The following is a 13,629-nucleotide window of genomic DNA, read 5'->3' as shown; positions in this document are numbered from 1 at the left end:
CTATTGTTATTCAGTCCTATGCGCATCTTTTTCGCGACTTGCTCATTTTTAGAAGAGCCCGTGAGAAAAGCGCATTTTTATAAGAAATCTCGAGCGCCATCCTGTTGTTATCCAGCTAGCTAGTAACGGGTAAAGCGCCTCATCTAAAACGTTTTGGAGTGTCACCGTGAGCAAGCGGACTTTTCAGCCTAACAACCGTCGTCGTTCGAAGAAGCATGGCTTCCGCCTTCGCATGCGTACCCGTGCAGGCCGTGCCATCCTGTCGGCACGCCGTGGCAAGAACCGTGCCGAGCTGTCCGCATAAATTTGCGAACCAGCTCTTGGCAGCATAATTTCATCGAGCTCGACTAAAGAGCTACATAAAAGCCATGTTGCCTAAGAACCAGCGATTGCGCCTAGCGCAAGACCTTACAGCCACTGTACGTTCCGGCGTCCGAAGCGGACGCCGGAACGTCGTGCTATATGCACGACACCGCGAAACCGAAGAGTTCCAAGGTGACAGGTTTGGATTCATTGTTTCCAAGGCTGTAGGTATTGCCGTTAAAAGGAACCTCACTAAACGACGAATGCGAGAGATCGCCCAGGTGCTGCGGCGCGTGGATGGCGATGTCGATTTTGTCGTTCGTGCGCTTCCAGGTGCCGCCGAACTCTCCTGGGAAGAACTGAACTCCCAGATCAATTCAGCGTTAGCCGCTGTTTTGCGCAAGATTGAGGCGCGCTGATGCGTAAAGACTTAGCCCCGCGTACTGGTTTGCTGTGGTTCATCATTGATATCCCACGCAATATCGTTATCGGGTTGCTGAAGGCTTACCGCAAACTCATCTCGCCCCTATATGGCGATGTATGCCGATACTTTCCTAGCTGTTCTGCCTATGGGCTCGAAGCAGTGACTCAGCATGGCGTTGTTAAAGGCGCTGGACTGACCACTTGGCGGATCCTGCGGTGCAATCCGTGGTCCGACGGAGGCGTCGACCACGTTCCCGAGGGACCGAGGATTTGGCCAGAAGGCAAACTGCCGAGGATCATAGTTCTGAATCATCCTGTGATTCCCGACGATGAAGACGCCGCGGATAGCGGCCGCAAGGAGCTCGACCACTGATGAACAACTTCCTAGACACGATACTGACTCCGTTTACATACGTAGTCTCGTGGGTTCTGTGGGCATTCCACGAACTGTTCACCACGATTGGAATGAACGCGGATTCGGGTGTTACCTGGACCTTGTCGATCATCTTCCTCGTGCTGCTGATCCGTACTTTGCTGATCCCAGTCTTCGTCAAGCAGATCAAGTCCCAGCGTGCGATGCAGGCATTGCAGCCGGACCTGCGCAAGCTCCAGGCCAAGTACAAGGGCAAGACCGACCAGATGTCGCGTCAGGCTATGGTTCAGGAACAGCAGGCGCTGTTCAAGAAGCATAAGACCAACCCGCTGTCTTCCTGCTTGCCCCTGCTCGTGCAGATGCCATTCTTCTTCGCACTGTTCCGAGTTCTCAACGAAGCTTCGCGCGCCAGTGATGACGGCCGTTCGATCGGTGCCCTCTCCGCTGAACATATCCGCAGCTTCGACCAGTCTTCGATTCTCGGTGCTCCACTGTCCGAGACCTTCTTGGGCACCATCAACTCCGGTGCCGTCAACTGGGCAGTAATCATCGTTGCCGTGGTCATGATCCTTGCCATGACCGCATCGCAGTTCTTCACCCAGCGCCAGCTGATGACCAAGAACATGAGCGCCGAAGCCCTGCAGGGCCCATTCATGCAGCAGCAGAAGATGATGCTTTACATCCTGCCTCTGGTCTTCGGTATCGGTGGCATCAACTTCCCAATCGGTGTGCTGATTTACTGGACCGCTTCGAACCTCTGGACCTTGGGCCAGCAGTTCTGGGTTATCCGCAACAACCCAACCCCTGGTTCTGAAGCAGAGCGCGAATTGAACGCCCGCCGTGCAGCCAAGGGTCTGCCTCCAGTAGGCGTAAAGAAGGAAGACGCTGAAGCAGCAGAGCAGGCCGCAGCAGAGCAGGCCGCCAAGGGCCAGCGTACACAGCCACAGCGCAAGAACCGTCGAAAGAAGAAGTAGCCATGACTGCAACGGAGAACATCGACATCCCAGAGCTGGAAAACCAGATCGATGATGATCAGGAAGTTCTAGATGAGGGTGACGTCGCTGCCGACTACCTTGAAGAACTTCTGGATATCGCTGATCTCGATGGCGACATTGACATCGAAATCCGCGGCGGACGCACCTACATCTCGATCCTTACCGAGGACGATGACGCCTCGCTCGAAAGCCTTGTAGGCAAGGACGGTGAAGTTCTGGATGCATTGCAGGAACTCACCCGCCTGGCGGTACTCACGGCCACTGGTGAACGCTCACGCTTGATCCTGGATATCGGCGGCTACCGCGCAGACCGCGCTGAGGAGCTTCGCAAGATCGCTGAAGATGCTGTGGCCACCGTTCGTGAAACCGGCGAGAAGGTCCATTTGGATCCAATGAGCGCCTACGAGCGTAAGCTCGTCCACGACGTAATCGCCGATGCAGGATTGCACTCGGAATCTGAGGGCGAATCGACCCGACGCCATATCGTCATTTCGGTACTGGACAGCTAAGACCCATCACGCGAAAGCGTGCTGATCGACCTAAGGACCAACGCCATGACTGAGGACCTCAGCCTTACTGCAGAAGAGACCCTAGCCGCCGAAAAGATCTTCGGCGATCGCCTGGATCTCGCCAAGCGCTATGTAGAGCACCTGGCGACCTCCGGTATCGAACGCGGCCTGCTCGGGCCACGTGAAGTACCGCGTCTGTGGTCCCGTCACGTTCTGAATTGCGCCGTGATTGAAGAAGTCATGGAAAAGGACGCCGAGGTAGCCGACGTAGGCTCCGGAGCGGGCCTCCCAGGCCTTTGCTTGGCCATCGCTCGCGCTGACCTCAAGCTGACCCTGATTGAGCCTTTGGAGCGCCGTTGCATCTGGCTCTCCGAGGTTATCGATGACCTGGGACTGACCAACGTCACCGTGATGCGCGGACGCGCAGAGCAGATGGTTGATGTGGTCAATGCACGCTATGTCACTGCCCGTGCAGTGTCAGCGCTGACCAACCTGGCCGGTTTAACCATTCCTCTGCTGCATGGCCACGGCGAGCTCATCGCTATCAAGGGCCGCTCCGCTGCCGAAGAGATTTCGAAGGCAACCAAGGCCATCCGCAAGCTTGGCGGTAAGGAAACCGAGGTGCTTACTGTGGGCGAAAGCATCCTGGCAGAGCCGACTACGGTGGTTCGCATCAAGGTTGGCTAAGGCTGACACGATAGTCTATTAAAGAGTTATAGAAGCGAAATGGCTCTCATCCTTAGAAGTTTCAAGGGTGAAGCCATTTCGCAGTCTATATGACTTGTTTTGAATGTTTCACGTGAAACATTGTCGGTGCACGTCACGTTCTAAGAGTGCATCAAGTCACGAGGAGGAGTTTTACCTTTGTCTAAGACTAAGGATTCATCGAATAGCGCGTTTGATTTCAACGACTCGTCCTCGCCTTTGGCTACTCAGATAGCTAGTGAACATCGTCGTCGTGAAGCTTTGGAGGCCCGCAAGGTGCCCGCGCCTGAGAAGACCCGCTATTTCACCATTTCCAATCAGAAGGGTGGAGTCGGCAAGACCACGACCACCGTCAACCTTGCAGCCGCTCTGGCGAAGGGTGGACTGAATGTTCTGGTTATCGACATCGACCCGCAGGGAAACGCATCCACTGCATTGGGCATTGAACACCACGCTGAAGTGGACAGTATTTACGACGTGCTAATCAATGACCTGCCGTTGGCTGACGTAGTTGCGACGTGCCCAGACTTGCCATCTTTGGAAGTTGCTCCGGCGACCATTCACTTGGCCGGCGCAGAAATCGAACTAGTCTCCCTGGTAGCCCGCGAACAGCGTTTGCAACGCGCCTTGGACGACTACGCGCGCACCCGCCAACGCAAGGGATTGCCGCGCCTAGACTATGTCTTCATTGACTGTCCACCGAGCTTGGGACTGCTCACTGTCAACGCATTCGTTGCCGCACGTGAAGTCCTCATCCCGATCCAGTGTGAGTACTACGCTCTTGAAGGACTTAGCCAGCTGCTGAAGAACATTGAAATGATTCAGAAGCACCTGAACTCCAAGCTGACTGTATCGACGATACTACTGACCATGTACGACGGGCGCACGAATTTGGCTGCACAGGTAGCTAATGAAGTTCGCGAACACTTCCCAGAGCAAGTTCTTAAGGCTGTTATTCCACGTTCGGTGCGTATCTCCGAAGCGCCGAGCTACCAGCAGACCGTAATCACATACGATCCGAATTCGACTGGCGCACTTTCGTACTCGGAAGCAGCACTAGAGATGGCTGAACGCGGCGTATAAAGATGTAGTCGTTGTTCGCCCGGTCGGTGGCTACGATTTATCGTTCAGTGGCGCTTCTTTTGCTTCCGCTAATTATCTTGGGATCCAGTCGGTGAAGCGTGGTGCGAGTTGACTGCCAGGAACAACTGAACCGTTTCTATCATTTGTAGCTCCAGACATGCATCAAGCGTGCGCCGCCTGCCGCTGGTAATGGGTTCGTTTCGTTCGCAGTCATTGAAAATATGTAGTGGGGGGATGGCTGGATGGCATCCGTATAGTTCCTGACGTTTTCCGCTTGACGCAGCTATGATCGGTAGGCGAGCGGACAGTAGCGTTCTGTCGAGTTTTTTTGAATTGCCACGAAGAGTGGTGTGAAACAGACTGGTGATGAATACTCACTAGAGCAGGCATAGAACGAAGTCTGTAGACCCGATGGGGACCCTCATAAGTAGCAGGAGATGTAGTTGAGGTCTACTTAAAGCGATTTACACGTATTTTTCCCTAAAACTATTATTTTAGATTGTTTAAAGCATCTCCATGCATCAAATCTTCGTTTCATGTATTGAACACCTTAGGATGTCGAGCTGTTCGCGTCCCCGGTTCGATGGTAATAAACAGTAGACTAGTCTCGGGCTGAGATTTCTGATGAAAGGGTGTGCGTAGACAATGGCAGACAAGAAGAGGGGCCTAGGCAGAGGACTGGGAGCCCTGATTTCCAGTTCGCCATCTGCGGCTGTTCCTGAGGAAAAGCAAGATGTTTCACGTGAAACAAAGCCAATAGAATCTGCCGCAGAAGCGTCAAAAACACGCGCTACTCGTCCCGTCGACATGTTCTTTGAGCCAGGGCGTAAGTCTTCTGCTCCGAAGGCACCGGTTGCACCGAGCAAGCCAACTAAACGAGCTCGGGCAACTATGCCGGGACTGAGCACTACCCTGGGAAGCAAGAGCGCTACTGTTCAGCACGATGATTTGCAGACGGAGAAGCAGGCTATAGAGAAGGCTGACTCGCAGGAGGTGGCTGCTACCTCTCCTGAACTGGTAGAAGTTCCAGGCGCGCAGTTCGCTGAGCTCGATGTAACGCTGATCCATCCTAATCGCAAGCAACCGCGTTCTAACTTTGATCAGGAACATATGGATGAGCTCATCCATTCGATCCGAGAAATCGGGCTGCTACAGCCTATCGTCGTTCGTCCGTCTCGTGAGAAGGACGACGTTCCATACGAACTGGTCATGGGTGAACGCCGTTGGCGTGCGACACAAGCGGCCGGTCTATCCACGATCCCAGCGATCATCCGCGATACCCAAGACACGGATCTGTTGCGCGATGCCTTGCTTGAAAACCTGCATCGCTCGCAACTGAACCCTTTGGAAGAGGCTGCTGCATACCAGCAGCTCTTAGAAGAGTTCGAATGTACTCAAGAAGTACTGTCCGACAGAATTGGTCGGTCACGATCGCAGATTTCGAATACAATCCGCTTGATGAAGCTACCACCGCTAGTTCAGCGTCGTGTTGCCGCGGGTGTTCTCTCTGCAGGACATGCCAGAGCATTGCTTGGACTGTCCAACAATGAGGCCATTGAACAGCTTGCGCAGCGAATCATCAACGAGGGATTGTCGGTCCGTGCAACCGAAGAAGCAGTTGCGCTCAGTGATGACAAACCACGCAAGCCAGCCAAGAAGGCACGTGAAACTCAGCGGAATGAGAGACTAGATTTCTTGGCAACCTCGCTGTCTGATCGGTTGGACACCAACGTGAAGATACAGCTGGGGAGCCGTAAGGGCAAAGTCAGCATCGAATTTGCATCAGTTGACGACCTGAACAGGATCATGCATGTCATTGATCCAACGATGAATTCCTAAATCCGGGACTAGGCGCATGTTTCACGTGAAACATGCGCCTTTCTCATATCCAAATTTATGTTTCACGTGAAACAGCTGGGGAGAATCAAGGGTTAGCTCACGTAATTTGCGAGCCGTATAAGAACGTGCCCGGAAAGATGCGATAGCAGTGAAACCACTTTGAACCAAAGAATGATCTAAGGGGATGTCCACGTAGCTGTCCAGGTAGCACGAGAGCGGGGCCATAGGTATAGAAACGATGCAAAGATTTGAACTCGCACGAACAACAGGGGGGCATCATGTTTTGCGCGAGAAACAAGGCCCCAGGTGTCCTTGCATGCCTCCCTGAAGACTTAGGTGTGGACGAGACGCCATCTATGCACTCAGAAGGCCATGGGCAAGCCTGAGGCGTTCTGAGCGCCTATCATGAGCCGACTTATTGCCCGTGGCGGATAGACGCACTTCAGGTGGAGCTGAAGCCATTACGACAGCGTTTCAAGACGACCAGAGTCTCTCGTCGAAAGCAGAGCATCGGGCAGAGTGTATCGATTAATCGAAATGGAATGTCCGCTGGACAATGCCGCGGGGACAATCCTTAGCAGGAAGACTGACAAACAACTTGCTGCGGGCATCCGCATCCACAGCTACAAGTAAACTGCTAAGTCACTTCCCTTGATCTGGCAGTGGATTAGTGGGCCCTAAAAATCCATGCTCCTGGTGTCGCCCTTGGCCGTGTCTGGCTGCGACAGAACTGCTGAGCATCAGGTCATTTCATAATGAAAGAGAGAATCTCATCCCAGCAGCAAGACCGTTGGGCTTGGGACGATTCCAGGGATTCGTAATTCCATAGTCGTCACCCTCAACATGATTGGCTAGGCAGCGACGCGAGTTCCAGAACTAATTGATACATCGATCCGGGGGAGCGTCCTGCCATTGGATTTAAGGTGAAGCATGAGATCGAATGCTCCTTGAACATTTGACTCTATTAGAGCCACCGATATTCTCTGGGAAACCACCGAATATTGTCGTTCAGAGAGACCATCGATTGTGGTCTTAAAGGGCCGCAGCAAACAGCTGATCAGCGCTGGTAGGAGTTGCAGAACCAGTCGTAGCCCATTAATGCGGCCCCTGTCAGTTGGTCGTTGTCGGCGTGCATCAGCTTGAAGTTCGTACCGACTGTTGCCAGTTTCTTTTTGGGGCGAGCCAACCTGGCCACGGCCCAGAGTTCGCCGCGTCAGGGGAACAACAATTGGTAAACCTGCTCTTCGTTCAGACCTTTGAGCTAGATTTAGGTGTGGGATGGTTTGTCTCCTGCTCCATTATCCAGTCAGGCCCTATCTCGGGCCGGATCGTCCACAACATCATTTGGATCGAGACCGGAAGCTCATATATACGCGTGAAGATCGGCGCCGTTCAGGAATAGTTGCATCACTTGGAGGCTAGTCATTCCCACTTGGAGACGTACTGGATCCCAATGACAATATTTATGGTCCGCAATGACCATTTCTGGTGGTAACCGGATCCACGAATAAGCGCTGTTGCGGTAGACGCCTTGCATCGACGCGATGGCGTGTGCAATGAAATCGTCGGAGAGAAACTGGAGTTTTCGCTTCGTTTTGAACTTTCGCATCACTGAAAGTGGCTCAGTCCACCGCACAAGCTGATGCATGCTGGGAGGAGTTTAGGCGGAGTGGCTCTGAATGAGTCAATTATTTATTCTGATACGACAGATGAACATCCATGCAGCATTTTCATCGATGATTGGTTTCGGCGCAGAAGAGGAGAAACCACGGTATCCTTCTGCGGCGGAACCTTTGATCCTATGAAGATTCTCGGATAACTGGTTTGGTGATGACTTGGATGCTGGTAGATACCGGTAATGAAGTGCAACAGCGCTTACCCGGTTATGGAAGCCCAACAAAGAAATGGGGCAAAGTGTGCGGAAGTTAAGAATGAAACGCGAACTTATCTTGAATACATCGAGATAAAGTACACGAAGCACCTCAACGCCCAGGCACTCAAATTAATATAGTTGTACGTCGCTTTAGGATGACTGCAATTCTTATCGCCCGACTGGGCTACAACGATCATTTTTAATCTTGGTGAACTCGCACTGGTACGAACGTCCAACAAGCAACTATGAGTCCAACTCCTGATAAAAATGGCGGTAGAGCTTGTCATAGGTTTGCCGAGCATGAGGACCTCGAAGTGGAACATATGATGTCATTGCATCTGTTCCACACGTGTTGTTGGAAGATCGCCGGCGACCTTCAGGACAACCATCGTCCTTGTATGCGGGGGAGTGTAGCTAACCCCGTTTCGCTGAAAGGAAGATTGTGGACATCGTTTGTCTATTCCAGTCTCGTCGCACTGAAGTTGATTCATATGTTCACGTTGCCGCGCAATGGATTAATTGAGCCATGTGCTCTGTGGAGGAAGGTTGCGTACTTCTGGATTTCTTTTTCGGCATTGACTCCGTATAAGGCCAATAGTAGCCAATATAGTTTTACCGGATTACACGGCCAAGACCGCGAAGCGGGAATCGAGAGTCTAATGTTTCACGTGAAACGTCTCGTCTTCTGTCATTGTGACCGTCATATACGTATATAAAGCTCCCCCTCTCGTAAGCCACAGTTACCGAGAACGAATACCTCGTATCCAGTTTCAAGGGTTTAGTAGGAGCGTTCTACATATCTTGGTGCAATAGGTCGTTGGCGCCTAGTTTGTGGATAGTAATGGTTTGAGGCCGGAGCTCATAGCGGTTGCTGCGGGAATCTTGTAATCGCACTTCTGCCGAACGACACATTTGTGTATAGCCCTACGGCACCATATGCCTGAAGGTACGCTAGCCCGCCATTGACGTAAGACGGAGGACCAGAAGGTCGACGTCTTGTCGTCAATCGTTCGACAACAGTCGTCAAAAAGTTGAACACGGACTGTTTGCAGTTTACTGATTACCCGCTTCAGAATTGGCAGAATATCTCTAGTCTTTCTTTGGCTGCGATCATTTGTTTAGCCAACGAAGGTTGGACTCCTGGGTTCGAACTAGTGCGAACATGGCCGACAAATATGTACCGACGTATTGTTCTCCATGTCGTTCGTGATTCTGCCGGGTCCAAAAGACAGAAGGAAGAAGACACCTGAATTCGTTCTGATGTACCTAACGCTTCTTAGACTTGGTCAACCATTAATAGGTATAAAGCAATAACCTCGAACTTACTCTCCCTTGAACTTGGTTAGTAGCTTCGTTTCACGTGAAACATTAGTCCGTTCAACGACGCATCATTGAACGAAAGATGATTCGATCCTTGTTTCACGTGAAACAAACTGATCGTTTGCAAAGATACTGAAATTTATCCCCGCGAAGGTTCGAACGTAGATTAGGCGTCAGGCTTGTCGGTTTGACCTTGAAGTAGACGGCAAATTCTAGAACCCACCCCGAAACATAGTTAGTGCAGCTGAGACCAGGGAAAAAAGGGGAGCGGTGGACAACTTCGCGAGTCAGAATAAGAACAGATCCTAGTAGCCACAGGTTCACTGGGAAGACTGAGATCTAGAAAATGCCATTGGGTGAGCGCTCAAGGAATCAGATAGTCATGTAACCGACCAGGGTGACTGGAGCAGTCTGGAGCGTCGAGAACCGAGCACCCGCAAGCGTTGATGAGCCGTCAGTAGGCCAACAAACCACAGGCTAATGACCCCGAAGCTTGCTAGAATCCTCACAAGGGCCTGGAATGCGTACCTGAACGGCCTCCGGAGTGACATTGGGCATTTCGGACTCTGATAGGTCGCCTCAGGGGGCGTAGAGGTCGCCTACCTCAGTTCGCACAGTTGTCAGCTTCCCCCCACGTTAATGGAGCGGCTATTTCCAAGCGCACGATGCGAACTGTCGCTGCCTAGATACAGACCTTTATGCAGGCTGCCGTAGGTCTACTGGGGGACTAGAGGATGTAGCTGGTTTGTCGATAACTCCCAGAAGGAATTAGCTATGACGAGTGTTCAGTGCAACCAGTGCGGGTCGTGAAGCTGGATTGAGGAACCAAGCTTATTGACAGGGGTTTATGAGCGGTACGTTTTTAGACGCAATACGAACTTTCAGAAGTGTCATTTACAAGAGCATCTACTCTGCCAATGGCTTCGTGGAAGCTCGCACGTCGGGTATTCCAGGGGGAATGCTGCGCTAAGGGTGTTAGCTCGCAGGAACCAGATCTCATAGAAACACTCCACTGCGAGATATAACGCAGGTACTTTAGGGGTGCTCCTCGAATGAAATGGATCAACATGTTTAGTTTTCTACCAGGGTCGCATGTTGCCGGTGAATCGTTAGATATACGCGAAGGATAGTACTCATACTCAGATTTTGGTTCTTCATGAATATTTGACTCTTTGAGAGCCACCAATATTCCCACGCAGAGCCACCCGTTATTGCGGTTCGGAGCCACCCAATATTCTCGTTCAGAGCCACCGTCCAGCCTTGACGGTTGACCGGCGGCTCTGAACAAGGAATCTCACCGTGGACGCTTGATGCGCTTAGTGCCCAGCACTCATGTTCGCCTCGCGCATGTTGAACCCACCGGTCTCAATCCAGATCGTGTTGTGCACGATGCGGTCCATGATTGCGTCGGCCAACGCACCAGCACCCAACCGGGCATGCCAATCGGCCTGCTTGTACTGAGTGCAGAAAATAGTCGACGCGGCGTCGTACCTTCGCTCCATGAGCTCGAAGATGAAACTCAGGAACTCTCCACTCGGTGGCTCCAAAAGCCATTCGTCCAATACCAGAGCACTGTAATTGGCATACCTGCGCAACAGCTTTTGCACGCCCAACGGCTTGTTGGCGGCCTGCTGCCATTCTTCTTCGAGGTCCGGCATCCGCACGTATCCGGTACGGTAGCTGTGAACACGGGCCTGCTTCGCCACGGCGCACGCCAGATACGACTTGCCTGACCCCGTAAAACCCTGGAAAACCAGATTCCTGTTGAGCTCAATGAAATGGCAGGTCGCCAACTGGGCCAGCAGCGGCTGGTTCAGGCCCCGCTCTTCCACCCGGTCCACTTTTCGCAAGTCAGCCTGCGGATAACGGAGCTTAGCCCGACGTATTAGACCGTGGGACTTCGTATTCAGAAATAGCCCGTGGGCTTGGTCCACGGCCAGCTCGATCCGTGCTTCGATACTTAATGACATGCTCACCACATCGTCCTGGGATTCGAATGCCGTGAGCAGGTCACCTGCGGCCATCTCACGGAGTTTGCGCTTGGTTTCGGCGTTCAGGTTCATCGGGTCTTCCTTGCGTAGTAGTCGCTGCCTCGTACGTATCCAGTGCTGTCTTCAGCTGCTGGTGGGAGGGTCGCTTCTTTCCAGTTCTCGTCCTGCCTGTTATGCAAAATCGGATGCAAATGCCCGTAGCGTGGGGAGCGGATCCGTGACTGCAATGCGACGAAGCACGCGTCCTCCAGTCGTTGTGGACTGTATTTTGAAGACAAGCGCAGCACCGCCAGGGCGGGGTTGATTCCTTGCTCGGCAACCGGCACGGAAATGAAGATCTTATCGATCACCTGCACCGTGTTCGGGCCGATGCGGTGAGCCCATCCGCGGAGCCGTTTGGGGTCCCACGAGCGGTATTTGCGTTCTGGTGGGATATCGGAATCATTGGTCCGGTACTGATTCACCGTGGCCGCATTGCACAAGAGGTGACTGCTCAGCCGTTGGGACTGAAGATAGACTTCCAGGGTCTTGGACGTGATCCTCAGGTCGACGGTGGCGCCGACGTGTTTGAGCGGCACGGAGTAGAAGTTCTTCTTCCACGTCACGTAGCTATTCCTGGCGACCTTGCGTCCGTGGACCCACGTGCTGATCTCGTAGGGCACCACTGGGAGCGGACGCAGCAGTGGCTGCTCTTCCTCGCGGAAAACACTCTGGCGGGAGCCGGCACGCTTCTGGAAGGGTTGCGCGTTATAGGCTTCTGCCTGCCGATAGATGGCCGCACGCAGGGAATCAAGCGTGGTGAACTTTTCATGGCGTAGTGAAGCGATCACCCACGTAGCCACATGACCCACGGTATTTTCCACGCTGGATTTGTCTTTTGGCCTGCGGACTCTGCCTGGCAGGATCGCGGAAGAATAGTGCTCGGCGAGGTGACGGTAGGCATCGTTGAGGATAATCTCCCCTTCCGCCGGGTGCTTGATCACCCCGGTTTTCAGGTTGTCGCACACGATCCGCGGCACGCTGCCGCCGAAAGCGTTGAACATCGCTGCGTGGCATAGCATCCAGGATTCCTGCTTCATATCGAGGCAGGGCTCAACGAACGCGTACCGGCTGAACGGCAGGCAGGCGACGAACAAATACACCGTGGATCGTCGGCCAGTGACCGGGTCATGCAGGGCCATGGTTGGACCTGACCAGTCCACTTCGACGCTGACACCGGATTTATGCTCCACTCGTGAGGTGGCCCCGTGTTCCAGGACGTAGCGTTGGTAGGACTTGCAGAACCGGTCGTAACCCATGAATGCTGCGCCGGTGGCTTTGGCCTGATCGGAGTATTCGCCGTGCAGGAGCTTGAGGTTGGTGCCGACTTTGGCCAGTTCCTTATGCACGGTGGGCCAGTCCGGTTGGGCGAACACGCTTTCGTGCTCGCTGCGGCCAGGGAACAGGAGTTCGTAGACTTTGTCTTCGGTGAGGTCCTTGAGTTCGTCCCAGCTGCTGGAGTTGGCGGCGGCAGCGTTGAGGACTTCTGCGACGCTATTGCGGGAAACGCCTTGGGTGGACGCGATGGTGCGTCCTGACAAGCCCTCGGCGCGAAGCTGCAGTATTCGCTTCGCTTTGATCTTTCGTACCATTGAAAATGGCTCCTTCCACCACGCAGGCTGTTGCGTAGTGGGAGGAGTTTATACAGGGTGGCTCTGAAGGAGAATATTGGGTGGCTCTGACGGACAATAACGTCATTTCGACGGGGCGGCTCTGAATCGCAATATTGGTGGCTCTCAAAGAGTCAAATATTCATTCATGCGCACCATCGTGTTCCGGGCAGTCTGAGTAACCTATGCTGGGCCGTATTGCCGGCAGGAAATCGTCATGAGGAAACCACCTACATTGTCCAGGGATGATGGGAACTTCCCGGTGTGTTCAGCACTGTCAGAGATCTATGGATTTTGAGGTTCAAGGAAAGGACGAATCAAATCCTTGCAGCCACTCAAATCCGAGATTCGGAGTTTTAGCCTGCAATGTGGGACCGATCGTGGCCGTTCCTGAATCGTCAGTTCAATCATTAGTGAAGTTGCAGAGTATGGTCCAGTGGATTCTTCACGCTGACGACCGATAAGTGTACTGGGCTCCAGGCGAGGGTCCGTGGGACAACTTTGAACCGCTGATTCTATGCGTCGAGGTGGAGGAGAGAGCCATGGACAGGCCACACGATAAAGGC

10 protein-coding genes are annotated in these 13,629 nt (G+C 53.1%); 8 read left to right on the top strand and 2 right to left on the bottom strand.

The features are described from left to right. The first annotated feature begins 166 nt into the window (after positions 1-166). The 8 genes from rpmH (at position 167) to AARI_RS18265 (ending at position 6,230) form a co-directional block, all read left to right on the top strand. On the top strand, positions 167-304 hold the full coding sequence (gene rpmH / locus AARI_RS18295; RefSeq protein ID WP_013350721.1) for a 50S ribosomal protein L34: 138 nt from the start codon (positions 167-169) through the stop codon (positions 302-304). A gap of 64 nt (positions 305-368) precedes the next feature. After that, positions 369-722 (top strand): ribonuclease P protein component, encoded by a 354-nt coding sequence (gene rnpA / locus AARI_RS19485; protein ID WP_013350720.1) that lies wholly within the window; start codon positions 369-371, stop codon positions 720-722. Beyond that, entirely contained in the window at positions 722-1,099 is a 378-nt protein-coding gene (yidD, locus tag AARI_RS19480) for a membrane protein insertion efficiency factor YidD (RefSeq protein WP_013350719.1), read from the top strand. Before rnpA ends, yidD begins: the two co-directional genes overlap by 1 nt. After that, positions 1,099-2,073 (top strand): membrane protein insertase YidC, encoded by a 975-nt coding sequence (gene yidC, locus AARI_RS18285; RefSeq protein ID WP_013350718.1) that lies wholly within the window; start codon positions 1,099-1,101, stop codon positions 2,071-2,073. Before yidD ends, yidC begins: the two co-directional genes overlap by 1 nt. A 2-nt stretch (positions 2,074-2,075) precedes the next feature. Next, a complete protein-coding gene (locus AARI_RS18280) occupies positions 2,076-2,603 on the top strand; it encodes a Jag family protein (protein WP_013350717.1) in 528 nt (175 codons plus the stop codon). 45 nt (positions 2,604-2,648) lie between these two features. Next, entirely contained in the window at positions 2,649-3,290 is a 642-nt protein-coding gene (gene rsmG / locus AARI_RS18275; protein WP_013350716.1) for a 16S rRNA (guanine(527)-N(7))-methyltransferase RsmG, read from the top strand. 177 nt (positions 3,291-3,467) lie between these two features. Beyond that, positions 3,468-4,391 carry a ParA family protein gene (locus AARI_RS18270; protein ID WP_013350715.1) on the top strand — a complete coding sequence of 308 codons (924 nt, stop codon included), beginning with the start codon at positions 3,468-3,470 and terminating at the stop codon, positions 4,389-4,391. A 645-nt stretch (positions 4,392-5,036) separates the two neighbouring features. Then, positions 5,037-6,230 carry a ParB/RepB/Spo0J family partition protein gene (locus AARI_RS18265; protein ID WP_041649175.1) on the top strand — a complete coding sequence of 398 codons (1,194 nt, stop codon included), beginning with the start codon at positions 5,037-5,039 and terminating at the stop codon, positions 6,228-6,230. A 4,509-nt stretch (positions 6,231-10,739) separates the two neighbouring features. Here the strand turns inward: AARI_RS18265 and istB are convergent. Beyond that, the gene (istB, locus tag AARI_RS18255) at positions 10,740-11,486 is read right to left on the bottom strand and encodes an IS21-like element ISAar33 family helper ATPase IstB (RefSeq protein WP_013350713.1); all 747 of its coding nucleotides are present in this window, start codon (positions 11,484-11,486) and stop codon (positions 10,740-10,742) included. Beyond that, entirely contained in the window at positions 11,483-13,045 is a 1,563-nt protein-coding gene (gene istA / locus AARI_RS18250; RefSeq protein WP_013350712.1) for an IS21-like element ISAar33 family transposase, read from the bottom strand. Before istA ends, istB begins: the two co-directional genes overlap by 4 nt. Between the last annotated feature and the right edge of the window lie 584 nt (positions 13,046-13,629).

The organism is Glutamicibacter arilaitensis Re117 (assembly GCF_000197735.1).
GTDB classification, from domain to species: Bacteria; Actinomycetota; Actinomycetes; order Actinomycetales; family Micrococcaceae; genus Glutamicibacter; species Glutamicibacter arilaitensis.
This window is presented reverse-complemented; position numbering and strand designations above follow the sequence as displayed.